We start from the raw sequence: 24,623 nt of genomic DNA on the forward strand, positions 1-24,623 counted from the left end.
TGCCGCATCTCCACCATGAAGGGGTGGCCGGTCGTCCGACATGGAAATGTCAGTGGTTGTGGGTTCGAGCCCCACAGGGTGGTGGGTTTCGGTCGGCGCTCAGCAGCCCCCGGAGGCGGGAGCCGGAGCGCAGCAGCCGCCGCCCTCGGCCCGGTTGGCGTCGGGGGTGTCGAAGAGGCCCGCGCCGCCGCAGACGCCGGTTTCGGGGAGGGTGAGTTCGACGCGGTCGGCGGAGTCCGTGTCTCCGGCGAGTGCGGCGACGACCGAGCGGACCTGCTCGTAGCCGGTCATCGCGAGGAAGGTCGGCGCGCGGCCGTAGGACTTCATGCCGACCAGGTAGACGCCCTGTTCCGGGTGGGACAGCTCGCGGTGGCCGTGCGGGTAGACGGTGCCGCAGGAGTGCTGGTTGGGGTCGATCAGGGGGGCCAGTTCGACGGGGGCCTGGAGGCGTTCGTCGAGGTTCAGGCGGAGTTCGGAGAGGAAGGACAGGTCGGGGCGGAAGCCGGTCAGCACGATGATCTCGTCGACCGGGTCGAGGCGGCGGCCGTCCTCGGCGATCAGGACCAGGCGCCCCTCGGCCGTCCGCTCCACGGCCTCCGTGCGGAAGCCGGTGACCGCGTCCGCGTGCCCTTCGTCGACGGCGGCCTTCGCAGCCAGGCCGAGGGCGCCGCGGGCGGGCAGCTCGTCGGCCTCGCCGCCGCCGAAGGTCGAGCCGGAGATGCCGCGCCGCAGGATCCACACGCCCTTGGTGTCCGCGCCGTCCTCGGACTTGGCCAGGTCGGCGAGGTGGGCGAGGGCGGTGAAGGCGGAGGCGCCGGAGCCGATGATCGCGGTGCGCCTGCCCACGTAACGGGCGCGTACGGACGGGGTGTTGAGGTCCGGGACGCGGTACGTGATGTGGTCGGAGGCCGCCTTCTCGCCGAGCGCGGGCAGGCCGCTGCCGCCTGCCGGGGACGGGGTGGTCCAGGTGCCGGAGGCGTCGATGACGGCGCGGGCGAAGACGCGCTCCTCGCGGCCGTCGGCGTGGGTGATGTGGACGACGAAGGGCTGGGCCGCGCGGTCGGCGTCGACCACGCGGTCGCGGCCGGAGCGGGAGACGCCGGTGACGGTGGCGCCGGTGCGGATCTTGTCGCCGAGGGCGTCGGCGAGGGGCTGGAGGTAGTCGTTCGCCCAGTCGCCGCCGGAGGGGTAGGTGTCCGGGTCGGGGCGGGTCCAGCCGGTCGGCGCGAGGAGCTTCTCGGCGGCCGGGTCGACGACCTCGCCCCAGGTGGAGAAGAGGCGGACGTGGGCCCACTCGCGCACGGTGGCGCCTGCTGTCGGCCCGGCTTCGAGGACGAGCGGCTGGATACCCCGGTCGACGAGGTGGGCAGCCGCGGCCAGACCGATGGGGCCGGCCCCGATGACGACGACGGGGAGGTCCTCGGTGCGGGTGGTGGCGGGTGTGGTCATGGCGGCGACTCTCCTCGGCTGATTCGATTGATGTCGATACAGAAGAGCTTGCCTCCTGTATCGACAGGCGTCAACATAGACGTATGTCGAATTCTCAGACGGTGGAGCTGACGGTCCTGGAGTCGGACGGTGCGGGGCCGGAGCCGGTCGTGCCGTGCTGCCCGCCGATCACCGCGGGCGAGCTGTCCGTGGCCGACGCCGAGAAGATGGCCGCGATGTTCAAGGCACTGTCGGACCCGGTGCGGCTACGGCTGTTCTCCAAGGTGGCCTCGTACGCGGGCGGCGAGGCGTGCGTGTGCGACATCTCGGACGTCGGCGTCTCGCAGCCGACCGTCTCCCACCACCTGAAGAAGCTGAAGGACGCCGGGCTGCTCACCTCCGAGCGGCGCGGCACCTGGGTGTACTACAGCGTCGCGCCCTCGGTGGTGGCGGCCATGTCGGCCATGCTCGATCTGCGCGGTTAGGCCCCGGCTAGGCCGTGTCCCCGGGCGTCGCGAACTTCTTGCGCCAGGCCAGCGCCACGTAGACGAGCCCGATCAGGACCGGCACCTCGATCAGCGGGCCGACGACCCCGGCCAGTGCCTGTCCGGACGTGACGCCGAAGGTGGCGATGGCGACGGCGATGGCCAGCTCGAAGTTGTTGCCCGCGGCCGTGAACGCGAGCGTGGTGGTGCGCTCGTAGGACAGGCCGATCGCCTTGCCCAGCAGGAAGCTCCCGAAGAACATCACCGCGAAGTAGACCAGCAGCGGCAGTGCGATCCGGACGACGTCCAGCGGCTGCGAGGTGATCGCGTCGCCCTGGAGCGCGAAGAGGATGACGATCGTGAAGAGCAGGCCGTAGAGGGCCCAAGGGCCGATCTTCGGGAGGAAGTTGGACTCGTACGTCTCGCGGCCCATCTTCTTCTCGCCGATACGGCGGGTGAGGAATCCGGCGACGAGCGGGATGTCGAGGAAGACGATGACGTTCAGGGCGACGTGCCATACGGGGACGTCGAGGCCCTGGCCGTCGCCGAGGCCGAGCCACTGCGGCAGCAGGTCGAGGTAGAACCAGCCGAGCAGGCTGAACGCGATGACCTGGAAGACGGAGTTGAGCGCGACCAGGACGGCGGCGGCCTCGCGGTCGCCGCACGCCAGGTCGTTCCAGATGATGACCATGGCGATGCAGCGGGCCAGGCCGACGATGATGAGTCCTGTGCGGTACTCCGGCAGGTCGGGAAGGAAGATCCAGGCCAGCGCGAACATCACGGCCGGGCCGACGATCCAGTTGATGACCAGCGACGAGACCATGAGCTTCTTGTCGCCGGTGACCGTGTCCAGCTTGTCGTAGCGGACCTTCGCGAGCACCGGGTACATCATCACGAGCAGGCCGATGGCGATCGGCAGGGAGATGCCGCCGATCTCGACTTTCGACAGCGCGTCGTTCAGGCCGGGGATCAGGCGGCCGAGGCCCAGGCCGATGCCCATCGCGAGCAGGATCCAGACGGCGAGGTAGCGGTCGAGGGTGGAGAGTTTCGCGACGATCGAGGAGTCCTCGGCCGTCGTGGTGGCGGGTGCTTCGGTGCGGGTCACGAACAGGCCCTCTTGTTGTCGGCGGCGGTGCGGGCGGACTCGGCCAGGTCGGCGAACTGGTCGGCGAGCCGGGCGATGACGTCCGGGCGCAGCTTGTAGTACGTGTAGCGGCCGCACGGCTCGGTCTCGACGACCCCGGCCTCGCGCAGGACTCTCAGGTGGTTGGAGAGGTTCGTCTGGCGGGCGCCGGTCTCCTCCACCAGGTGCGTGGTGCACAGCGTCTCGTGGGAGAGCAGGTTCACGATCTGGAGCCTGAGCGGGTCGGCGAGGACTCGGATCAGGTCAGTCTCGACTGACGTCATCATGCGCTGATATTCTCACATCAGTGGCCGCTGATGGCACCGGGTGCCGATGCCTGGTCGGCCCCCCGACTTCGCCGTTCGGCCGCGCTCGCGAGATTTCGGCGGCGCTCACAAGATCAAGAGAGACTTCTGATGACCGACAAGCCCTCTGTGCTCTTCGTCTGTGTCCACAACGCCGGTCGCTCCCAGATGGCCGCCGCCTGGCTGGCCCACCTGGCGGGCGACCGTGTCGAGGTCCGCTCGGCCGGTTCCAGCCCTGGCAGGGAAGTGAACCCGGCCGCCGTCGAGGCCATGGCCGAGGTCGGCATCGACATCTCCGCCGAGAGCCCGAAGGTCCTGACCGTGGATGCGGTGAAGGAGTCGGACGTCTGCATCACCATGGGCTGCGGCGACGCCTGCCCCGTCTTCCCCGGCAAGCGCTACCTCGACTGGCAGTTGGAGGACCCGGCCGGTCAGGGCGTCGAGGCCGTCCGCCCCATCCGCGACGAGATCAAGGTGAGGGTCGAGGGGCTGATCGCCGAGATCGCCCCGGGGTCCTGACGCACCGCTCTACCTACTCCGTCATATGTCGGTGAACGGAGTATGCTGCTTTCATGACTGACCGTGTGATGCAGGAACCGACCCTGCTTGTCCTCACCGCGCTCGCAGACGAGCCACGCCACGGCTACGCGATCGCGCGCGAGGTGGAGGCGATCTCCGGCGGCCGCGTGAAGATGCGGACCGGCACGCTGTACGGGGCGCTGGAGCGCCTGCTGCAGCAGGAACTGATCGAAGTGCACAAGGAGGAGGTCGTCGACAGCCGGCTGCGCCGCAGCTACACGTTGACCTCTCCCGGCCGTGCCGCGCTCGCCGTCGAAGCCGAGCGGCTCGCGGCCACGGCGCGCGAGGCCACCCGGCGTCTGGGCGTCGCGGGCAAGGAGGCCACCGCGTGAATCCGGTACTGCTGCGCCTGTATCCCGTGAGCTTCCGCCGCGACTTCGGCGACGAGATCGCCGAGTCGTACGGCGAGGCGACCGAGGGAGCCGGGCGCCGCGCCCGCCTCCGCGAAGCGGCCGACATCGCCGCGCACGCCCTTCGGCTGCGCCTGGGCATCGGCTCGTCCCGCCCGGCCGGGCGGTTCTTCGCCGCCGTCGCCCCCTTCGGTCTGGCCGCGACGGGCGCGTACGCCGCGTTCAACCTCGTTGAAAGCGCCGCCGATTGGTACGTCATCGGCGCCGAGGGCGTGGGGGCGCTCGCGACCGTCATGAACGGCTGCTACCTGCTGACCTTGATCGGTGCGGTGGTCGCGCTCGCCGGGTGGTACCGCTTCGGGCTGCTGTGCTCGATCGTGGGGGCGGTGGGCAGTTCGGGCGCGTTCCTCCACATGACAGGGATGCCGGCCCATGCGCGATGGGACCTCGTGGGCTTCCTGGTCGTACCCGTCCTGGTCGCGGCGCTTCCCCTGCTCTGTCCGCCCGATCTGCGCCCGGCGCCCCGCGTGCGCCGGACGGCAGGGGTGCTCGCCCTGGTGGTGTGGGCGGTCCTCCTGGTAGCCGCGGTCACCGTGATCGACCCGCTCGGAATCGGTCTGCTCCTGCCCTGGCGGCTGGGAATTCCGGCCGCCGCGGCCCTGTTCCTGGTGGGCCGCCGGTCCTTCGCCCGGCTCCGCACCACGGCCCGGCTCGCCGGCGCCGCAGCGCCGTTCCTCGCGACCCTGTACTTCTCCGGGTACGCGCAGGGCGACGAGATCCTCATGGCCCTCGGAGCGCTCGCCGCCGCAGCCGTGGTCCTCCGACTGCGCCGCGGAGGCCGGCCCGGCACGGTGACCCCGGCGGCGTAGAGGAACAGGCGGCCGCGCCGATCTCCTCGGTGCGGCCGGCGCCGTTCGTCACCTCGACCGGCAGATCACCTGGGCTCCGCTCGGCGTCCACCGCGAGCGCCCCTTCCCGGGCGTACGTCCGGGAAGGAGGGGCACGCCCCCGTTCCCGACCGGCGCAACAGATCCTGCGGAGGCCACCTGTAGGCGTCAGGCTGCCAGTGATCCGACCGGAGGTGTTGCATGGCAGCGGGCGTACGGACGCGACGCGTTCTTCTGGGGGGCCTCGTACCCCTGCTGGTGGCGGCCGCGAGCGCGTGCGGCGGGACAACGCGGACCGACTCCGACGTGGGCGCGCACCCCGAGCACCGGCCCTCCGGCGGCCCCTTCGCACACCCCGGCGTCTTGGTCGGCAAGGGCCAACTGGCCGCGGTCCGCGACCACGTGGCCCGTAAGCAGGAGCCGTGGATCTCCGCGTACAAGGAGATGAGCGACAGCAAGTACGCCGACCTCGACTACAAGGCCAAGCCGTACGCGACCGTGGAGTGCCCCTTCGACGCCAAGGCCGGACAGGGCTGCGTCGAGGAGCGGGAGGACGCCATCGCCGCCTATACGCAGGCCCTGCTGTGGAACGTCACCCGCGACAAGGCCCACGCCGCCAAGGCCGTCCAGATCATGAACGCCTGGGCGGACAAGGTCACCGGGCACACCGCGGACAACGCGGGGCTCCAGGCCGCCTGGGCCGGCACGTCCTGGGCGAAGGCCGCCGAGCTGATGCAGTACACGTACAAGGACTGGCCGGACGGGCAGGAGCTGAAGTTCCAGCGGATGCTGCGCGAGGTCTATCTGCCCGAAGTGCGGGGCGGCTCCGCCGACTTCAACGGCAACTGGGACCTGGTGATGGCCGACGCGGCGATGAGCCTGGCCGTCCACCTCAACGACCAGAGCGCCTTCGACGAGGCCGTCGGGCACTTCCGCGCCCGCGTCCCCGCGTACTTCTATCTGTCGTCCGACGGGAAGCTGCCGGTGAAACCGAAGGGCAGCGACATCGACACCCCGAAGGAACTGCGGACGTACTGGTTCGGGCAGAAGACCTTCAAGGACGGGCTCGCGCAGGAGACCTGCCGCAACTTCAAGCACGCCAGCTACTCCCTCGCCGCCACCTCCCACATGGCCGAGACCGCCTGGCACCAGGGCGTCGACCTGTACGGCGAGGTGAAGGAGCGGCTCGCCGCCGCGCTCGAACTGCACTCCAAGTACCAGCTGGGCACCAAGGCCCCGTCCTGGCTGTGCGGCGGGAAGGTGCAGCGGGACATGGGGCCCGACACGGAGGTGGGCCTCCAGCACCTTCAGGGGCGGCTGAAGATGGACCTCCCGCAGACCGAGAAGCTCACCCAAAAGCAGCGGCCGGAGGGGACGGACGACCTGTTCGTGGCGTGGGAGACGCTCACGCACGCCGCCGCGTGAGCCGTCACGCGAAGCGATTCGCGTTCACTCCCCCTGATGGCGTAGAGTTGTGAACACAACGGCGCGGGGTGGAGCAGCTCGGTAGCTCGCTGGGCTCATAACCCAGAGGTCGCAGGTTCAAATCCTGTCCCCGCTACTGAAGACCGAGGCCGGAATCTCATCGAGATTCCGGCCTCGGTTTTTTTATGCCGAACGGCCGCGACACGGCTGTGCCGCACGTCACGTTCCCCACTCGTACGGCCCACCCCTGCTCGCCACCGCGCCCCCGTGCGGGAACTCTTGGTGAGACGCCGGAAGCTGGCAGGGAACGGCAGGAGACGAGTGGTGGGGCAGCGAACAGGAGGCACCGGCGGGAGACGGAGGCGGCACGGCTCCGAGGCCGTGAGCACCCGCCTCTTCCTGCGGCTGCTGCCCCTGCTGCTCGTCATCGGCGGCGCGGTCTACGAGTACGTCACCCCCAGCGGCTTCCCCGGCGCCCCCTTGTTCAGTGCGGCGCCGCTGGTGGCCGCCCCCTTCTTCTCGCTCGGCGCGACGATCCTGACGGGCGTGGTGTCGATCGGTGTGATCACCGCCGTGCACCTGCGCTTCACGGAGAACCTCGACTCCGTCTTCGTCACCGAGGTCGTCACCGTGGCCACCGTCTGCCTCCTGGCCTGTGTGCTCAACCGGATCGTGTACCGGAGTTACGAGCAGCTGGCCTCCGCCCGGGAGATCGCGCAGGCCGCACAGCTGGCGGTGCTGCCCGAGCCGGCCCGGCGGCTCGGCGGCCTCGTGATCGCGGCGCGCTACGAGGCGGCGCAGGCCGGCGCGTTCATCGGCGGCGATCTGTACGCGGTCCAGGACACCCCGCACGGCATCCGGATCATCGTCGGTGACGTGCGCGGCAAGGGCATGGGCGCGGTCGCCGCGGTCGCCGTCGTCATCGGCGCGTTCCGGGAGGCCGCCGAGCAGGAGGGTTCCCTTGAGGCGGTCGCCCAACGGCTGGAGCGGGCGCTGGCCCGCGAGGGGACCCGGCGCAGCGGCATCGACGACTTCGAGGGCTTCACCACCGCGGTGCTCGCCGAGATCCCGCACGGCGTCGAGCTCGTCCGTGTCCTCAACCGCGGCCACCCCAGCCCGCTGCTGCTGCTCGGCGACGGCACCGTACGCGCGCTCGACCCGTGCGAGGCGGCGCTGCCGCTCGGCATGGGCGAACTCGGCAGCTGGCCCGACCGGGCCACCGAGGCGGCCTTCCCGTCCGCGGCCACGCTGCTGCTCTACACCGACGGGCTCTCCGAGGCGCGCGATCCGGGCGGACGGTTCTACGATCCGGCGGCCCGGCTCTCCGGACGTGTCTTCCCGGGGCCCGAGGAGCTCCTCGCGGCCCTCGCCGCGGAGGTGCGCGCGCACACCGGCGACGGGACGAAGGACGACATGGCGCTGCTTGCCGTGCGGCGGGCCTGAGTTCCTTGATCATTGTTACCTGAGGTAGCCGAACGGCGTCGCTCCGCATAACAATTGACGCACCATCAGTTGCACCTACGTTTGCGGGACGCGGTCAACTCGCCTGATTACATCCCCTCTTGCCCCGATAAGTCCTGGCCAGAGTCGTGAACGATCAGTGGGAAGCGCTTGGAATTACTGTCTGCTGTCTATTAACGTTCGATAACGCAGCGCGGTCGTCCCAGCCGTCACAAGAGATGGCTCCGTGCGCACACGCTTAATCCCGCAAGGGAACCGGGGAACCATCAACTTGGGGTGAATCGGACACCTTTGGTGTTCGTAGGAGACCTTCCTGCTCCGAACCCGTCAGCTAACCCGGTAGGCGAGAAGGAAGGAAAGGAGAGCGCCCCCGTGGCGTCGAACCGGCCTGCCCCCGACTTCTTCTACGGTCCCGAAGGTGACTTCGGTGTCGAGCAGGAGACCTGGGAGGAGTGGAATCCCACCGAGGAGTCCGTCTCCCCCGTCCGCGGCAGGCATCGCGTAGCCCGCCGCCGTGGTGGATTCGCGCGCAGCTCCACAGTTCTCGGCGTCGGCGTGGTCGCCGCCGTCGGCGCGGGCGGCATCGCCACCGCACAGGGCGGCAATCCGGCGGTCCACATCTCCATGCCCGACCTGTCGGCGGTCAAGGACTCGCTGCCCGCGGCCAAGTCGCTGCCGGGCGTGGGCTCGCTGATGTCAGACAGCTCGGACGCCGATTCCGACTCCGCCGCCACGGCCTCCCCGCTGAGCGGCGCCGGCATCACCCAGGCCGAGGCCGCCGAGGGTCAGACCGGCGCCGGCGAGGCGCTGCGGGCCCGCATCATGCAGCAGGCCGAGACGCAGCAGGACGCGGCCGACGCCTCCGCGAAGCAGGCCGCGGAGGAGGCCGCCGCGAAGCAGGCAGCCGCCGAGGCCGCCGCCAAGCAGGACGCGGCCAAGGCCAAGGAGCTCGCCGAGAAGAAGAAGGCCGAGGCCGAGGCCCGCCGCAAGGCCGAGGCCGAGCGCCTGCGCAAGCTGGCCGCCAGCTTCAAGCTCCCGGTCGCCTCGTACACGCTCTCCGGCACCTTCGGTCAGCCCGGCTCCATGTGGTCCTCCGGGTACCACACGGGCCTCGACTTCGCCGCCTCCACCGGTACGCCGATCCGCGCGATCCACGGCGGCACGGTCACGGAGGCCGGCTGGGCGGGCGCGTACGGCTACCGCACGGTGCTCACCCTCGACGACGGCACCGAGCTGTGGTTCTGCCACCAGTCCTCGCTCAATGTCAGCGCGGGCCAGAAGGTCTCCACCGGCGATGTCATCGGCCGCGTGGGCGCCACGGGCAATGTCACCGGGCCGCACCTCCACCTGGAGGTCCACCCCGACGGGCAGTCCACCGGGGTCGACCCGTCGAGCTGGCTGCGCGACAAGGGCCTCACTCCCTGAGTCACTGAACCCCGGCGGTCCTGGCGCTCACCCCCCGACGTCAGGGCTGCCGGTTTGCCCGTTCCTGCGGCGATTTCCGGAGCCATCGCGGAATACCGTATTCCGTACGGGTGTTGAGGCAGGGCATGACTTCCTCTCGTTCTCTGCGCAAGCTCGGCACCTCCGACCTCGAGGTCTTCCCGCTGTCCCTGGGTGGCAACGTGTTCGGCTGGACCGCCGACGAGGCCACGTCCTTCGAGGTGCTCGACGCGTACGTCGCCGCGGGCGGCAACTTCATCGACACCGCCGATGTGTACTCGGCGTGGGTGGACGGCAACGAGGGCGGTGAGTCCGAGACCGTCATCGGCAAGTGGCTCGCCTCGCGCGGCCGCCGCGACGACATCGTCATCGCCACCAAGGGCAGCCAGCACCCCGAGTACCAGGGTCTGTCCGCGGCCAACATCAAGGCCGCGGCCGACGCGTCCCTGAAGCGCCTGGGCACCGACCACATCGACCTGTACTACACGCACTACGACAAGCCCGAGGTGCCGGTCGAGGAGATCATCGGCGCCCTCGACGAGCTGGTGAAGGCGGGCAAGGTACGGCACATCGCCGCGTCGAACATCTCAGCCGCGCGCCTCCAGGAATCCCTCGACCTCTCCGACCGCGAGGGCCTCGCCCGCTACGTCGCGCTCCAGCCGCACTACAACCTCGTCTCGCGCGACACGTACGAGGGCGAACTGCAGGACGTCGCCGCGCGCGCGGGCCTCGGGGCCGTGCCGTACTACGCGCTCGCCTCTGGCTTCCTGACCGGCAAGTACCGGGCGGGCGTCACGGTCGACAGCGCGCGCGCCGCCGGTGCGGGCAAGCACCTGGAGACCGAGCGCGGGCAGCACGTCCTGACCGCCCTCGACGAGATCGCGCAGGCGCACGACGCCGAGATCGCCACGGTCGCCCTCGCCTGGCTCGCCGCGCAGCCCACGGTGACGGCGCCGATCGCTTCCGCGCGGATCGTCGAGCAGCTCCCGGCGCTGCTCGCGGTGGCGGACGTGGAACTGACGCAGGCGGAGCTCGACCGGCTCACGGCGGCGTCTCAGTAGCGGTACGGGTTGTACGGGTTGTCGTAGGTGTACGCGGGGCCCTGCGCCAGGGGGTGCGCGTACACCGGGGGCAGCCACATCGGCGCCGCGATCTGGGCGCCGTACGCGAGCGCCGGGCGCGCGTAGTCGCGCCGCGCCCACAGCGCCTCAAGCAGCTCCCGCTCCCGTACGACGAAGTCCGCGCCCGCCCTGCCCCTGCGGCCGCGGTGGCGGAGCAGCGCGAGGGACGTCGCGAAGTCCTCGTACTCGGCGGCCGCCGTCGCGGCCGCCCGGCCGCCGTAGTGCGCGGCGAAGTCGCGGGCCAGGCGCCGTGCCTTGAGCGAGCCGAGCGCGAACGGATCGGGCGGGGCGAGCCAGCCCGCGGCGACGTAGGCGGGCAGCTCCTGGCGGATGGTGCGCAGCTCGCGCTGGCGTACGTACACCGCGAGCCAGGTGAGCACGCCGAACACCGGCACCATGAACGCGGCGTACACCGCGAAGAAGCCGTACTCGCCGAACGAGGACGAGCCGTTCCAGAACGCGTGCATGCCCATCGCGGCGAGCAGTCCGGCGAGCGGGAGCAGCATCCTGCGCAGTCGGCCGCGGCCCGGCGCCATGGCGGCGGCGATGCCGAAGCCGATGCCGGTGAGCACCGTGAACAGCGGATGCGCGAAGGGGGACATCACGACGCGCACGAAGAAGGTGGCAGCGGTGACCGAGGTCAGTCCTGCGCCTGTGCCGGAGAGCTGGTCGGTGCCGAAGGCATTGCCGAGATAGAGGATGTTCTCGGTGAACGCGAAGCCGGTCGCGGTCACCCCGGCGATGACGACGCCGTCGACGATTCCGGTGAAGTCCCGTCTGCGGAACAGGAAGACGAGCAGCACGGCCGCCGCCTTCGCGCACTCCTCGACGACCGGGGCTATGACGGTGGCGCCGAGCGTGTCGGCGCTCGACGGGTCGGCGGTCGCGGTCTCTATCCAGCGCGTCGCGAAGCTGTTGGCGACGATCGCGATCAGCGCCGCCGCACACGCGCCCCAGGCGAAGGAGAAGATCAGGTTCCGCCAGGGGCCCGGCTGTACGCGGTCCAGCCAGCGGAACGCGGATATGAGCAGGGGGACGGGCAGCACGGCGAGCCCGAGCCCGACCAGGAACCCCTCCGTGCCGGTCTGCTCGCGGACGAGGGCGAGGATCACGACCCCGGAGACCGCGAGCAGCGTCGCCAGCGCGGTGGCCCGCACACCCTTCCGCTCCCACCAGCGCGGATGCGGGACCGCGCCGTGCGGAACCGCGCCGCTCGGGTGTGCGCCGAGGACGTCGTCCTGCTGGTGCGGATGGGCGGGATACGAGGCCACCAATTGACCCTAACGAGGGATGCGGCCCGCCGCGACGGGGCCGTGGGGATCCGGCCCTGGCCAGCTCCTGGTCCTATCGACGGCGGAACAGCAGGTCGTGGACCACGTGGCTCTTGTCGAGGCCCTTGCCCTCGAAGCGGGTGAGCGGGCGGAAGTCGGGACGGGGCGCGTAGCCGCCGCCCTCGATGGTGTTCTCGTAGTCGGGGTGGTCGGTGAGGACTTCGAGCATCTGCTCGGCGTAGTCCTCCCAGTCGGTCGCGCAGTGCACGATCGCGCCCGCCTTGAGCGGCCCTGCCACAAGCGACAGGAATTCGGCCTGGATCAGCCGCCGCTTGTTGTGGCGCTTCTTGGGCCAGGGGTCGGGGAAATAGACGCGCAGCCCGTCGAGGCAGTCGTCCGGGAGCATGTCGCGCAGCAGCACGATCGCGTCGCCGTTCGCCACCCGTACGTTGTCGCTTCCCGCTCGGTCCGCCAGGTTCAGCAGATTGCCCTGGCCCGGCGTGTGCACGTCGACGGCGATGATGCCGGTCGCCGGATCGTCCTGTGCCATCTGCGCCGTGGCCTCGCCCATGCCGAAGCCGATCTCCAGGACGACGCACTCGACGCCCGGGAACAGCTCCGCGAGGTCGAGCCTGCGCTGCCCGTCGATGTCCAGGCCCCACTTGGGCCACAGCCGCTGCAGCGCGTCGGCCTGCGCGTCGGTGACCCGGCCGCGGCGGGGCTGAAAGCTGCGGATGCGGTGCTCGTAGTGCGACTGCGCGGGGTCGGGCCGTGGCCCGTCGGGGAACCGCGGCTCGTTGGGGCGGGCGGTGGACGCGGGGGTTTCAGACGACTCAGACACAGTGGGACCGATTTTACGGGCGCCTGGGTGCGGGACGCCTCCGGCGGGTGCCGCCCAATCAAGCCCCTGCGGCGATTGAGCAGCGGGGTCCGGGGCAGAGCCCCGAGACGTCAACCCCGACGCGGCCCGAGCTCACAGCAAGCCAAGCACTCGCCGCGCGATCTCCCGCCCAATGGGGAGCGACGCCGTCGCCGCGGGCGACGGCGCGTTCAGAACGTGAACCGCCCGCGCCCCCTCCCGTATCAAGAAGTCATCCACAAGCGTCCCGTCCCGCAACACCGCCTGCGCCCGCACCCCCGCCGCCACCGGCACCATGTCCTGCGCGGTGACCGCAGGCACAAGCCTCCGCACGGCCTTGGTGAACGCCGACTTCGACAGGGACCGGTGAACCTCCCCCGCCCCGTACCGCCAGTGCCGCCGCGCCATCCGCCACGCCCCCGGCCACGCCAGCGTCCCGCCCACCTCGCGAGGCCGTACGACCCCCCACCCGTAGCCCTCGCGCGCGAGCGCCGGCACCGCGTTGGGCCCCACGTGCACGCCGCCGTCGATCCCCCGCGTCAGATGGACCCCGAGGAACGGGAACGCCGGGTCCGGCACGGGGTAGACGAGCCCACGCACCAGGTCCGGGCGTCCGAGCTCGAAGTACTCGCCGCGGAACGGCACGATGCGCATCTCCGGGTCGTCCCCGGTCAGCCGCGCCACCTCGTCGCAGCGCAGCCCCGCGCAGTTGACGAGCACCCGCCCGCGCACCACGTCGCCGGCGCTCGTGCGCACGGCGACACCCCGGTCCGCGCGCCGGTCGACCTGTACGACGTCCGCCCCGTACCGGATCTCGGCCCCGGAGGCCTCGGCGAACCGCTCGGCGACCGCGCGGTAGTCGACGATTCCCGTCGTCCCCACGTGGATCGCGGCGAGGCCGCGCACCTCCGGCTCGTACTCCTGGATCTGCGAGGAGCCGAGCTCGCGCACCGGAATCCCGTTCTCCCGGCCGCGCTGTACGAGGGCGTGCAGGCGGGGGAGCTCCTCCCGCTCCGTGGCGACGATCAGCTTCCCCGTGACCTCGTGCGTGATCCCGTACTCCGCGCAGAACTTGACCATCTCGGCCGCGCCGCGCACCGCGAACCGCGCCTTGAGCGAACCGGGCCGGTAGTAGATCCCGCTGTGGATGACCCCGCTGTTCCGCCCCGTCTGGTGCCGGGCCGGGCCCTCCTCCTTCTCGAGGACGACGACCCGGGTCCCCGGCGCCGCCCGCGACACCGCATACGCGGTGGAAAGTCCGACGATCCCCCCGCCGACCACCAGCACGTCCCCGTCATACGCAGCCGCCCCCACGGGCCTCACCTCCACTCCCGACACACCCAGCATCTTGCCCGACCCCACTGACAATTCATGCGGGCGGCCCAGGACCTCGGCCCTGTCGTCCGGATCAGGCCGGAGCCATCAGCAACGGCCGGGCCCGCTCCCGCAGCTCCACCACCCGCGGCTCGTCCCCGTACGGCTCCAGGCGGTGCAACAGATCCTTCACGTACTCCGTGGTCCGCGCGGACGAGATCCGACCGGCCACCTCCAGCGCCCGGGTCCCCTGCTCACAAGCGGCGTCCAGGTTCCCCGACTCCAGCTCGGCCACCGCCGACACCACGAGACGCAGCCCGTGCGAGCGCACGAACTCCTCCGTGGGCTTCGACAGCGCCTGCTCCGTGAAGCGCCGCACCTGACGGGGCGCCTTCAGATCGCGGTAGCACTCGGCCGCGTCCGCCGCGAACCGGTCGTACGAGTAGAAGCCGAGCCACGAAGGATCGGTGTCGCCGTCACGGGCCCGCTCCAGCCACCCCTCGGCGGCCCGCAGCGCGGCCCCGGCCGCGGGCCCGTCACCGGTGCGCGCGTGCGCGCGTGCCTCGATGAGCCGGAAGAAGCTCATGGTCCGGGCCGTCGCGAGACCCCGGTTGCGTTCGATGGCGGCCTGCGCGAGGTCGACGCCCTCGTCACCGAACCCCCGGTAGGTGGCCTGCAGCGACATGGAGGCGAGGACGTACCCGCCGAGCGGCACGTCCGCCGCCGCGCGCGCGAGCCTGAGCGCCTGGATGTAGTACCGCTGCGCGGCCTCCTGCTGCCCGGTGTCGAACGCCATCCACCCGGCCAGGCGCGTCAGTTCGGCCGCGGCCCCGAACAGTGAGCGCCCCACCTCGTCCGAGTACGCGCCGAGCAGCAGCGGCGCCGCCTCCACCCGCAGGCACTCGGGCACCATCGACGAACGCCAGTCGCCGCCCCCGTACTTGGAGTCCCAGCGCCGCGCGTCCTCGGCGGCCTCGCGCAGCTTCTGTACGTCACTGTGGCCGACCTTCTGCGGCGCCCCGTCCTCCACATGGTGTGCCTCCCGGGCCACCGAGGAGTCGGCCGGGGTTATCAGCCACCGGGACGCGGGCGTCGCGTACGCGCTCACGGCGAACGACCCGGCCAGCGACTGCCAGATCCCGCCGCCGCCCGCCCGCCGCCCGGCGAGGTCGAGCCGGTACAGCTCCGTCGCCGACTTCACCGCCGCCCGTACGTCGCGTGGGAAGGCCAGACCCACCTCGGGCGCGGGATCCGCGTCGGCCAGGCCGATCTCGTGCAGCGGCACGGGCCGGCCGAGCTTCTGGCCGATCGCGGCGGCGATGAGGTGCGGGGCGGCGCCCTGCGGCACCATGCCCTTCGACACCCAGCGCGCCACCGACGTCTTGTCGTAGCGGAGCGTCAATCCTCGTTGCGCACCAAGGTCGTTGACCCGGCGGGCGAGTCCTGCGTTGCTGATTCCCGCGAGGGCGAGGACGGCGCCGAGCTTTTCGTTCGGCCCGCGTTGCTCCCTGGACATGAGCCACCCCTCGACACAGACGGCTGCCGCGCCGGGCACCACGCCGACTGTTTCGGCCTGGCATAACCGCGCGGCATTCGTACACCCAGCGTAGTTCGCCGCATCCCAAGCGTTAAGGGTCGTCATTCCGGATGGCGGGATTGTTGTCCGTACTGAAGTACGGCGCAGGCCACGCCGTGTGACCGTGTGCTCCGGGCATGGTGCCGTGCGCCCGTGCGTGCGCTCTTACCCGGGCGGCAGGGCGGCGGTTGCATGGGACCTGCGTGGGTCGGCCCGCTGTACTGGATCCAGTGGGCTGGGGGACACCGCCGCCTACATCCCCGCGGGCGGCGGACCGGTCCGGGAGGCGAAGTGCGCCTCCCGGACTGTGCGTTGCGCGCTGTGGCCGAAGCGGGGTGTTCAGCTCCGGCCATCAACGGCCGATTTGGCCGAATCTCGCCCCTGTCATCCGCACTGGTCCGGGTCGTACCACGGTTCAACTACGGCTCAAAAGGGGCGCATTAGGGGGAGCGTACGCCATTTCCCGCCCGCTCCTTCCCTTCGTCGTGTGCCCTCTTTGAGGCCGCCTTCGTGGCAGCATGGGGATCCCTTGTGTTGTCCACAGCCTGTGGAGGCGGCGATGCGCTGGTTGGTGGGGTGGAGCAGTACCACCTCCGGGCCCATTGCCCTCGGTTCCGCGGGTGCCATGGGAACAGAGGGCGAAACGGTACACCCGGTGGGTTCCCAACTCCTGTGGGGCGACCCGGATCCGCTGTGGGCGGTCGGAGACTGGCGCGCCGACGAGGTACGCATCGTGAAGGCCGACGACCAGACGCGGGTCGCGGTCCTCGGCGTCTGCGGAGCCTCCGACGAGCAACTACGAGTGGGTCTTTTCGCCGCGCGCGGCGGCGCCCTGCGCCACCTCACGGCCTGGCCCGGCAGCTACACGGCCGTCGTCCAAGTCGGCCGCCGCGTCACGGTGGCGGGCGACCTCGCGGGCGCGCGCCCCGTGTTCCACACCCCCTGGGCGGGCGGCACCGCGTACGCGACGGCGGCGCTCCCGCTCGCCGACCTCATCGAAGCCGACCTGGACGTGGGGCACTTGGCCGCGCTCCTGGCAGCGCCCGACGTACCGGAGGCGCTGCACGACTCGACGCCCTACCAGGGCGTGCACCGCATCCCGCCGGGCCACGCGCTGATCCTGCGCGCGGGGGCCCGCGAGATCGCCGGCTACGAGCCCGTGGCGTCGCTCGCTGTGGGCGCGGGCGCCGTCGACCCGGAGAGCGCCGTGGACGACGTGAGGGACGCCCTCGTGGAGGCCGTGCGGACCCGTCTCGCGGCGCCCCGGCACGTGCCGGGCACCGACCTGGACCCCGGCCCCGTCCCCGGCATGGGCCCCGCCGAGCGCCGGGCCGCCCGCGGCATGCCCGTGCCCGGCATCGGCGCCGACGTCTCCGGGGGACCGGCATCCGGCACCCTCGCCCTCCTCGCGGCGGGCCTGCCCGGCATGCCCGGCACGGTCCTCGGGCACGGCACGGGCGCGGGCGAGCGTCTCCTGGCGGTCACCTTCAACGACCGCTCGTCGCGCGCGGACCAGCACGAGGCGGAGCTGGAGAGAGCCGGGGCGCTCGCCGCGAACCCACGCCTCCACCATGTAGTGGTGGCGGCAGGCGAAGAGGCGCTCCCGTACGCCGAGTTGGACGGACCGCTCACCGATGAGCCGAGCTCGTCCCTCGTGACGGCCGCACGCCACCGTGCACGCCTCGTCTCCGGCAGCGCCGACCACTTCACCGGCTACGGGGCCCGCCAGGTCCTGGACGCCCACCCGGCCCGCCTGGCCGACCTGCTGATGGACCGGCGCCGGCGCCACATGGTGCGCCCCGTCGCGGCGCTCACGAAGGCGGACGGCTCCTTCACGGTTCCGGCGCGCGTCTACGGAGCGGCCCGAAAGCTTGCTCGTACGCCCTACAAGGCGGGCCTCGAAGGCCTCTCCAGCCGGCTCCTGCAACAGAATTTCGAGGAGCCGGGCGGCGCCGTCGGGGCCTCGCTCGCCGCCCTCGCATGGGCCAGACCGGGGCCCGCCGCGCGCTGGCTGACCGGGGAGGCGCTCGCTGAAGTATCGGTTCGCCTCCACGACGGCAAGACCCGCCCGGGGCCGGGTCCCGGCCAGCGCCCCGGAGAGTTCCGCGCCCGCGCGGGCCTGGCCCGGCACGCCGCGGACCTGCGCATCCTCGAACAGGCCGCAGAGGTCCGCTTCCAGCGCCTGCACGCCCCCTTCCTCGACAACCAGGTCGTCCGCGCCTGCCGCGCCCTGCCCGAGTCGCTGCGCGTCCAGCCGGGAGCACGCGCCGACATCCTGCGCCGGGTACTCGAAGGCGCGGGCGTCAGCGAACTGCCGCCCGGCTGGGGCGCCCCCTCCCACGCCTCGTCGTCCGCGGCGACCCGTGCCGGGCTCCGCCTCGCCGCGGACCACCTGATCGGGCTCTTCGACACGCCACTGCTCGCACAGACGGGTCTGATCGAGGCCCGAGTGGTCCGCAAGGCCCTGCGCGCCGCGGCCGACGGCGAACCGCTGCCCCTCGACGGCCTGGCGGACCTGGTCGCCCTCGAACTGTGGCTGCGCCGCCTCCTCGCCCGCCGCGGCACCTGCTGGACCGGCACACCGGCACGCGCGCGTGCGGTGCCGACGGGGAGCGTCGTCCCGGAGCGCGCCCTGGGAGCGGGGCCGAGGTAGCCGAGGTGGCCGAGGTATCGGCCCGACGGCCGCGGGCGACGCCGGGCCGCGGGCGGGGTCGGTGTACGCGCCAGGGAAAAGACTGGGCCCTCCTGCCGTTGAGCGGCGACAATGCCTCAGTGCGGTACAAGATCCTGGGCACCACTCAGGCATACGACGACGAGGGCACCCCCGTGCCCCTGGGCGGCCCGCGGCTGCGCGCCCTGCTCACATCCCTGGCCCTGCACACCCCGCACACCGCCCCCACCGACGCGCTCATCGACGACGTCTGGGCCGACGACCCGCCCGCCGACGCCCCGGCCGCCCTACAGGCACTGGTCGGCCGGCTCCGCCGCGCACTCGGCAAGGAGGCGGTCACCTCCGAGGCCGGCGGCTACCGCCTCGCCGCGAGCCGCGGGGACATCGACCTGTACGTCTTCGAGCGGATGGCCCGTGAGGGCGCCGCGGCCCTCGCGGCGGACACCCCGGAGGCCGCCGCCCGCACGCTGCGGGACGCGCTCGACCTGTGGCGCGGCCCGGCCCTCGTCGACCTCCCCGACCACACGGCCGCCACCAGCCATGAGGCCCGCCGCCGGGACGCCACCCGCGCGCGCGTGGAGGCGGATTTGCGACTGGGCCGCGCCATCGACCTCGTACCGGAGCTGCGGGAGCTCACCAGCGCGCACCCGTACGACGAGCCGCTGCATGCCCTGTTGATCCGTGCGCTGCGGGACTCGGGGCGGGGAGCGGATGCGCTGGCCGCGTATGAGGAGGCCCGTCGTACGTTGGCCGAGGGGCTGGGGGCGGATCCCGGGGCGGAACTCGTCGCCCTGCACGGGGAGTTGTTGAACGTCCCCGTCCCGAGCGCTCACCCGGGGTTGACGCCTCGGGGCTCCGCCCCGGACCCCGCTGCTCAATCGCCGCAGGGGCTCAATTGGACCGCCCCGCGTCCCCGGTCCGGAAATCTGCGCCCCCGGCTGAATTCGTTCGTCGGTCGGGAACCCGAACTCGCGGCCATCCGTTCCCACTTGCGAGGAGCACGCCTGGTCACCCTCACGGGCCCGGGCGGTTCCGGCAAGACCCGCCTCGCGGAGGAGGCCGCAGCGCCTCTCCCGCACGCCTGGCTGGTCGAGCTGGCGCCGCTCGACGACCCGCTGGCGGTGCCGGGCGCGGTGGTCAGCGCACTGGACCTGCGCGAGACGGTCCTGATGACGAACGAGTTGTCGGGCCCGCAGACCGATCCGACCAGTCTCCTCGTAGAGCACTGCGCCCACCGCAGCCTGCTCCTGATCCTTGACAACTGCGAACATGTCATCGGCGCGGCCGCCCAGCTCGCCGAGACCCTCCTCACGCGCTGCCCCGGCCTCACGATCCTCGCCACCAGCCGCGAACCCCTCGGCGTTCCGGGGGAGTCCGTGCGCCCCATCGAGCCGCTGCCTCCGGACCCCGCCCACCGCCTGTTCGCCGAACGGGCCGCCGCGGTCCGCCCCGGCTTCGACCCAGGACAGGATCACGCGGCCATCGCCGAGATCTGCCGCCGCCTCGACGGGCTGCCGCTGGCCATCGAGCTGGCCGCGGCCCGCCTCAGACTGCTCACGCCCCGCCAGATCGCGGACCGGCTCGACGACCGCTTCCGCCTGCTGACCGGCGGCAGCCGCACGGTGCTGCCCCGCCAGCAGACCCTCCGCGCGGTCGTCGACTGGTCCTGGGACCTGCTCGACGAGCGGGAGCGCAGCACCCTGTGCGAGCTCTCGGTCTTCGCCGGCGGCTGGGATCTGGAGGCGGCGGAGGCCGTGTGCTCCACCGGCGAGGTCGCCGACGTCATCGGCTCCCTCCTGGACAAGTCCCTGCTCGTCGCCGCGCCCCAGCAGGAGCAGCGCGGCGCGGGCATGCGATACCGGATGCTGGAGACCATCCACGAGTACTCCACGGAGCGTGCCGCGCAGGCCCCCGAGCTCCTGGCGGAGGCCGAGCGGCGGCACATCGCCCAGCTGCGCGCGCTGGTCGAGACGGCCGACCCCAAACTGCGCTCCGCCGAGCAACTCCCGTGGATCCAGCGCCTGGAGGCGGACCTGGACAACATCCGCGCGGCGCTGACCCGAGTCACCTCCGGGCCGGGGCCCGTCGACCTGGAGTCGGCGATCGCCCTGGCGCTCAACATGGGCTGGTTCTGGTGGCTGCGCAACTACCGCCTCGAAGGCTCGAATTGGGTCGAGCGCGTCATGCGGATGCTGCCGGACGGCGAGCTACCCGAGGACACCGAGGACCCGATGTACTGGCCGCAGATGAATCTGCGGCTGCTCTCCCTGTTCCTGCTCTCCGAGATCTACCCGCAGAGCGCGGTCGCCGATGAGGAACAGCGCGCGTACGCGCTGCGCGTGCAGGCCGTCTTCGCGCCGCCCAACCCGGAGGGAGCCCGCTTCCCCGGCATCGTCTGGCCGTTCACGCTGTTCCTGCTCGACGGCCGCGACGTGCGCGCCGACCTGGACGCCGCCGTCGCCAACTGCCGTCGTTTCGGCGGCGATTGGGAGCTCGGCGTCACGCTCATGTTCCGCGCGCACATGGCAGTCGACATGCCGGGCAACATGAGCGGCGTCGACGACGACCTCGCCGAGCTGCGCGGTCTGAGCCGCCGGGTGGGCGACCGCTGGATGCGGGCCCAGGTGTGCAGCGCGGCGGGCGAGGCCGCCATGGGGCGCGGCCGGTTCGAGGACGCGAGGGGCGAGTACGAGGAGGCGCTGCTGCTCGCCTACGAAGTGGGGGCGTACGCCGAGTCACCGTTCCTCATGGCGCGCCTCGCGGAGATCTCCTTCCGCGCGGGTGACCGGGACACCGCGCAGAAGACGCTCGACCTGGCGACCGACGAGGCGGAGCGGTACGGGGTGGTGGACACCGCGGCCTTCGCCCGGCTGCTGCGGGCGTACCTCGCGCTGTCGGACGGTGACGTGGCGGGCGCGCGCGAGCACTGCGACGCCTCGCGCGCGGTGGCCGAGGGCGGCACGCCACCTCCGCAGTTCGTCGCGGCCCTCGGCGTGGTCGAAGCGCGCGTCACGGCGGCGGAGTCGGGTCCCGTGTCAGGCCTCGCGAAAGTGGTCCGCCTGCTGCGCGACGAGGTCCTGGGGCGGACGGCCGAGTTGGTGACCGCGGGCCTCGTCGACGTCGGAGCCGCACTGCACGCGCGCGTGGGCGACATGGCACGCGCCGTGCGCCTCTTCGCGGCGGCCGACGTGATGCGCGCCGGTCTGCCGAGGTCGATGCCGGAGCGCGAGGAGTACGAGGCCGCGGAGTCCCGCGCGCGTGCCGAGCTCGGGGACCCACGGTACGAGGCCGAGCGCGCGGCGGGCGGCACGCTCACGCACGAGCAGCTCCTGGCGGAGCTGGAGGCCGCTGACGCCGGGTGATCAGGTGCAGGTGAAGCGGGACTCCGCCCAGTCGGCGACCGCCACCGAGTCGCCCGGACTGTTCGGTTCGGTCACGAGCCGGATCGACTTCGCCCCGGCCACGTTCACATGGACCGGCACAGCGGGATCACGGCCCTTGACCACGGACGAGCTCCAGGCCCGCGCCCCGTCGACGTACACGGAGAACCGGACGGCGCCGAGACCGAGCGTCATGTCGTCGACACCGGCATAGGCGTCGTACGCGGAGCAGCTTCGGTTGAGGTCGATGGTGACGGAGGACCGGGAGTGCACCGACACCCCGTGCGCGTACTGCTTGTCGGCGATCGACAGGCCGTAGCGCTGCCACACCCAACTGCTCTCGCCGAGGCGGATCTCCGGCTTCGTGCCGTCGCCGACGGCGCTGTACTGCAGCTGGTTCACCTGGTAGACGGCCGGGGCGGGTGGTGGCGTCGGCTTCGGGGTCGGCTTGGGCGGCGTCGGCTCGGGAGCCGGCGGCTTCGGCTTCGGCTTCGGCGGGGTCGGCTTGGGCGTGGGCTTCGGGCTCGGCTTGGCGGAGGGCTTCGGCGGCGGTGGCGGCGTCGGCTCGGGCGCCGGCGGCTCCGGCTTCGGCGGCTTCGGTTCGGGCTTCGGCTTCTTCGGCTCGATCGGCTGCGAGGCGGGCGGCGGCGCCTTCTCGCGGGCCTCCGGCTTCGGCTTCGGATCGCCGCCGGTGAGCGCCATCGCCAGGGCGACGGCGGTACCGGCGGCCACCACACCGGCCGCGATCCCCGCCTTCGCGGGGGCCCCGAGCCCTTCGGACGCCGCGCCTCCGGCGGCGCCGCCGCTCGTGGACCCGCCGCCCGTCGCCGCGGCCGCACCGGCCCCGGCGGCGCCCGCCGCACTCGCGGCGCCACCGCCGATGAACGCCGCGGCCTTCGCGTACCCGGCGGCGCCGAACCAGCCGATGACCGCGATCGGTACGACACCGGGGATGCCGCTGGCGACTTCCTTGATCTGGCCGGCCGCGAGCCGGCACTTGGCGCACTCCTCCATGTGCTTGCGCAGGCCCCGCTCGGCCCGTGTGCGCAGGCTGCCGCGCGCGTAGGCGCCGAGCCGGTCCGCGTAGCGGGCGCAGTCCTCGGACTGGGTGAGCGTGGTCGAGACATGGGCCTGGAGGTAGGCCTCCTTGAGGCCCTCGCGGGCGCGCTTGGCGAGCACGCGCGTGCCGTTGGCGTCGAGGCCGAAGAGCGTGGCGACCTCGCTGGGCGACTCCTCCTCGACCTCCGTGTGCCACAGCACGGCCTGCCAGCGCTCGGGCAGCGAGCGGAAGGCCTGCATGGCCATCGACTGCTCGGCCTCGTGCATCGCGCGGACGTCGGCGCCCAGGTCGAGCGTGTCGTCGTCGCTGGCCTCCCGGGTGCGGGCGTCCTGCGTGGCGAACACGGCGAAGTCGTCGACGAGATGCTCGCGCTTCGCCGACTTCGTCCAGCCGGCGGCCACGCGGCGCACCGTGGTCAGCAGATAGGCGCGCACGGCGTGCTCGGGGCCGCTGCCGCTGCGCACCGCCTGCAAGGTGCGGGCGAAGACCTCGGCCGTGAGGTCGTCGGCGGTGTGCCCGTCGCGGCAGCAGGTGCGGGCGTAGCGGCGCACGGCGGCGGAGTGGCGGCGGTACAGCTCTTCGTAGGCACTGTCGTCGCCCGCGCGCATGCGGGCGATCAGGTCGGCATCGGAGGACGGCGCCTCGCCGTCGACGCCGCCGGACGAGCCGCTCTCGCGCTGAGGGGGCACGGATGTCTGCATGTCCGGCTGCTCGGCGGCCGTGCGCCCCGGGCCGCCCTGACTCGGTACCTGCTGCGAGGGCGGGACCTCGGCACTCGTCCCGCCGCCCTCGGGCCGCTGTTCGTCCCGCCCGTCAACGCTCATTGCGGAATGCCCCCGACCGCCCACTCTGACCCGATCACCGGGAAAGAGTGCCACACGCACGGGCACCCGAAGTGGTTGCTGCACGGCAACCACTCATCCGTGGAGATTTGGCGTGCGCGAGTCCTAAGGATCACCCGTTCGGGGAAGCCTCAACCACCGGGCCGGAAAAGAGAGTTGACCGCGCGTGACCATCTGGTCGACCCGCGGTCACCCCCTCGGTCCGGTGAGGATCCGACCGGTCACGCCGGCCGCGAACGCAGCCCTTCGAGCAGGATGTCGAGCAGCCGGGCGGAGGCCGCCTCCTGCTGCGCGGCATCCGGAAGCGACGGGGCCGCCGTCGCGATGACCAGCAGCACGTCCGACACGGTCACGTCGGGGCGCAGCTCACCGGCCTCCCGGGCGCGGTCCACGAGCCGGCCCACGACTTCGAGGAGCGCCGCGGCCCCCGCGTCGTCCGCGGGCAGGCTCTCGCCGCCGGCCATCGGCTGCTGCTCGACCAGCCGCAGCTCCGGCGTCGCGGCACGCTGCTCGGGAACGCGCAGCCCGTCGTGCCCGCCTTCCTCGGAGTCGGCGACGCCGACCCGCAGCACCTGCGGAGGCAGCAGTCGGCCCGCGCCCGAGGCGACCGAGGTCCGCAGGAAGCGCGAGAGCGCCGACCACGGATTGTCCTCCTGGCCGAGCGCCGTGCGCGCCTGGTCGGTCAGCCGCGCGGTCTCCTCCTCGGCTATCCGCCGCACCAGTACGTCCTTGCTGGGGAAGCGCCGGTACACCGTGCCCACCCCGACGCGAGCGCGACGCGCCACGTCCTCCATGGGCGCCCCGTACCCCAGCTCGCCGAAGACCTCCCTGGCCGCGCGCAGCACATGCTCAAGATTGCGCTGTGCGTCCACACGCAGCGGCGTGGAGCGCGAACTGTCGCCCGCCCCCCGCCCGTTGGCCCCCGAGGCCGCGCCCGGAGGCGCGACGGCAGAGGCTGAGGTCCAATGAGAGTCCTGAATGTGCATATGTGTTCCCCCGGTAATGACGTCTCCCCCCGGAGACACTCCCCGCCATTGTCTGTC

The 24,623-nt window shown here is 72.1% G+C and carries 19 protein-coding genes, 1 tRNA gene and 1 riboswitch; of the genes, 11 read left to right on the forward strand and 9 right to left on the reverse strand.

The window, feature by feature from the left end; all coding sequences use genetic code 11:
- Positions 1-99 precede the first annotated feature (99 nt).
- A complete protein-coding gene (locus ACFYWS_RS37645) occupies positions 100-1,449 on the reverse strand; it encodes an FAD-dependent oxidoreductase (RefSeq protein ID WP_389284003.1) in 1,350 nt (449 codons plus the stop codon).
- Between the two features lie 83 nt (positions 1,450-1,532).
- Between ACFYWS_RS37645 and ACFYWS_RS37650 the strand changes: the two genes are divergently transcribed.
- Complete coding sequence (locus ACFYWS_RS37650; RefSeq protein ID WP_389284005.1) at positions 1,533-1,913, forward strand: ArsR/SmtB family transcription factor; 381 nt, start codon at positions 1,533-1,535, stop codon at positions 1,911-1,913.
- A gap of 7 nt (positions 1,914-1,920) precedes the next feature.
- On the opposite strand, the gene arsB is transcribed toward ACFYWS_RS37650, so the two are convergent.
- Both arsB and ACFYWS_RS37660 read right to left on the reverse strand, forming a co-directional pair.
- Complete coding sequence (gene arsB, locus ACFYWS_RS37655; RefSeq protein WP_389284007.1) at positions 1,921-3,018, reverse strand: ACR3 family arsenite efflux transporter; 1,098 nt, start codon at positions 3,016-3,018, stop codon at positions 1,921-1,923.
- The gene (locus ACFYWS_RS37660) at positions 3,015-3,323 is read right to left on the reverse strand and encodes an ArsR/SmtB family transcription factor (RefSeq protein ID WP_389284009.1); all 309 of its coding nucleotides are present in this window, start codon (positions 3,321-3,323) and stop codon (positions 3,015-3,017) included. Before ACFYWS_RS37660 ends, arsB begins: the two co-directional genes overlap by 4 nt.
- Positions 3,324-3,452: 129 nt before the next feature.
- On the opposite strand from ACFYWS_RS37660, the gene ACFYWS_RS37665 reads away from it, so the two are divergent.
- The 8 genes from ACFYWS_RS37665 to ACFYWS_RS37700 all read left to right on the forward strand — a co-directional run bounded on the left by ACFYWS_RS37665 (position 3,453) and on the right by ACFYWS_RS37700 (position 10,547).
- The gene (locus tag ACFYWS_RS37665) at positions 3,453-3,860 is read left to right on the forward strand and encodes an arsenate reductase ArsC (RefSeq protein ID WP_389284011.1); all 408 of its coding nucleotides are present in this window, start codon (positions 3,453-3,455) and stop codon (positions 3,858-3,860) included.
- 53 nt (positions 3,861-3,913) lie between these two features.
- On the forward strand, positions 3,914-4,252 hold the full coding sequence (locus tag ACFYWS_RS37670; RefSeq protein ID WP_389284012.1) for a PadR family transcriptional regulator: 339 nt from the start codon (positions 3,914-3,916) through the stop codon (positions 4,250-4,252).
- Positions 4,249-5,139, forward strand: a complete 891-nt coding sequence (locus ACFYWS_RS37675) for a hypothetical protein (protein ID WP_389284014.1) — start codon at positions 4,249-4,251, stop codon at positions 5,137-5,139. The genes ACFYWS_RS37670 and ACFYWS_RS37675 overlap by 4 nt, the downstream gene beginning before the upstream one ends.
- A gap of 219 nt (positions 5,140-5,358) precedes the next feature.
- Positions 5,359-6,582 carry an alginate lyase family protein gene (locus ACFYWS_RS37680; RefSeq protein ID WP_389284016.1) on the forward strand — a complete coding sequence of 408 codons (1,224 nt, stop codon included), beginning with the start codon at positions 5,359-5,361 and terminating at the stop codon, positions 6,580-6,582.
- 62 nt (positions 6,583-6,644) lie between these two features.
- A tRNA-Met gene (locus ACFYWS_RS37685) sits at positions 6,645-6,718 on the forward strand.
- 245 nt (positions 6,719-6,963) lie between these two features.
- Positions 6,964-8,025 (forward strand): PP2C family protein-serine/threonine phosphatase, encoded by a 1,062-nt coding sequence (locus ACFYWS_RS37690; RefSeq protein ID WP_389284017.1) that lies wholly within the window; start codon positions 6,964-6,966, stop codon positions 8,023-8,025.
- Positions 8,026-8,268: 243 nt separating this feature from the next.
- A riboswitch (cyclic di-AMP (ydaO/yuaA leader) is annotated at positions 8,269-8,404 on the forward strand.
- Positions 8,405-8,415: 11 nt separating this feature from the next.
- Positions 8,416-9,468 carry a M23 family metallopeptidase gene (locus ACFYWS_RS37695; protein ID WP_389284019.1) on the forward strand — a complete coding sequence of 351 codons (1,053 nt, stop codon included), beginning with the start codon at positions 8,416-8,418 and terminating at the stop codon, positions 9,466-9,468.
- Between the two features lie 125 nt (positions 9,469-9,593).
- A complete protein-coding gene (locus ACFYWS_RS37700) occupies positions 9,594-10,547 on the forward strand; it encodes an aldo/keto reductase (protein ID WP_389284020.1) in 954 nt (317 codons plus the stop codon).
- On the opposite strand, the gene ACFYWS_RS37705 is transcribed toward ACFYWS_RS37700, so the two are convergent.
- The 4 genes from ACFYWS_RS37705 to ACFYWS_RS37720 form a co-directional block, all read right to left on the reverse strand.
- Complete coding sequence (locus ACFYWS_RS37705; protein ID WP_389284022.1) at positions 10,541-11,878, reverse strand: PrsW family intramembrane metalloprotease; 1,338 nt, start codon at positions 11,876-11,878, stop codon at positions 10,541-10,543. The genes ACFYWS_RS37700 and ACFYWS_RS37705 overlap by 7 nt on opposite strands.
- Before the next feature lie 73 nt (positions 11,879-11,951).
- Entirely contained in the window at positions 11,952-12,719 is a 768-nt protein-coding gene (gene trmB, locus ACFYWS_RS37710; RefSeq protein ID WP_389284023.1) for a tRNA (guanosine(46)-N7)-methyltransferase TrmB, read from the reverse strand.
- 132 nt (positions 12,720-12,851) lie between these two features.
- The gene (lhgO, locus tag ACFYWS_RS37715) at positions 12,852-14,084 is read right to left on the reverse strand and encodes an L-2-hydroxyglutarate oxidase (RefSeq protein ID WP_389284024.1); all 1,233 of its coding nucleotides are present in this window, start codon (positions 14,082-14,084) and stop codon (positions 12,852-12,854) included.
- A 61-nt stretch (positions 14,085-14,145) separates the two neighbouring features.
- A complete protein-coding gene (locus ACFYWS_RS37720; RefSeq protein WP_389284026.1) occupies positions 14,146-15,567 on the reverse strand; it encodes an MFS transporter in 1,422 nt (473 codons plus the stop codon).
- 619 nt (positions 15,568-16,186) lie between these two features.
- On the opposite strand from ACFYWS_RS37720, the gene ACFYWS_RS37725 reads away from it, so the two are divergent.
- Both ACFYWS_RS37725 and ACFYWS_RS37730 read left to right on the forward strand, forming a co-directional pair.
- Positions 16,187-18,280: an asparagine synthase-related protein gene (locus ACFYWS_RS37725; protein ID WP_389284028.1), complete on the forward strand. Its 2,094-nt coding sequence runs from the start codon at positions 16,187-16,189 to the stop codon at positions 18,278-18,280.
- 119 nt (positions 18,281-18,399) lie between these two features.
- Positions 18,400-21,660 (forward strand): BTAD domain-containing putative transcriptional regulator, encoded by a 3,261-nt coding sequence (locus ACFYWS_RS37730; protein WP_389284029.1) that lies wholly within the window; start codon positions 18,400-18,402, stop codon positions 21,658-21,660.
- On the opposite strand, the gene ACFYWS_RS37735 is transcribed toward ACFYWS_RS37730, so the two are convergent.
- Together ACFYWS_RS37735 and ACFYWS_RS37740 are read right to left on the reverse strand one after the other, a co-directional pair.
- Positions 21,661-23,562: a sigma-70 family RNA polymerase sigma factor gene (locus tag ACFYWS_RS37735; protein ID WP_389284031.1), complete on the reverse strand. Its 1,902-nt coding sequence runs from the start codon at positions 23,560-23,562 to the stop codon at positions 21,661-21,663.
- A gap of 239 nt (positions 23,563-23,801) precedes the next feature.
- On the reverse strand, positions 23,802-24,566 hold the full coding sequence (locus tag ACFYWS_RS37740) for a TetR/AcrR family transcriptional regulator (protein WP_389284033.1): 765 nt from the start codon (positions 24,564-24,566) through the stop codon (positions 23,802-23,804).
- Between the last annotated feature and the right edge of the window lie 57 nt (positions 24,567-24,623).

Source organism: Streptomyces sp. NPDC002795 (assembly GCF_042888725.1).
Lineage (GTDB): Bacteria > Actinomycetota > Actinomycetes > Streptomycetales > Streptomycetaceae > Streptomyces.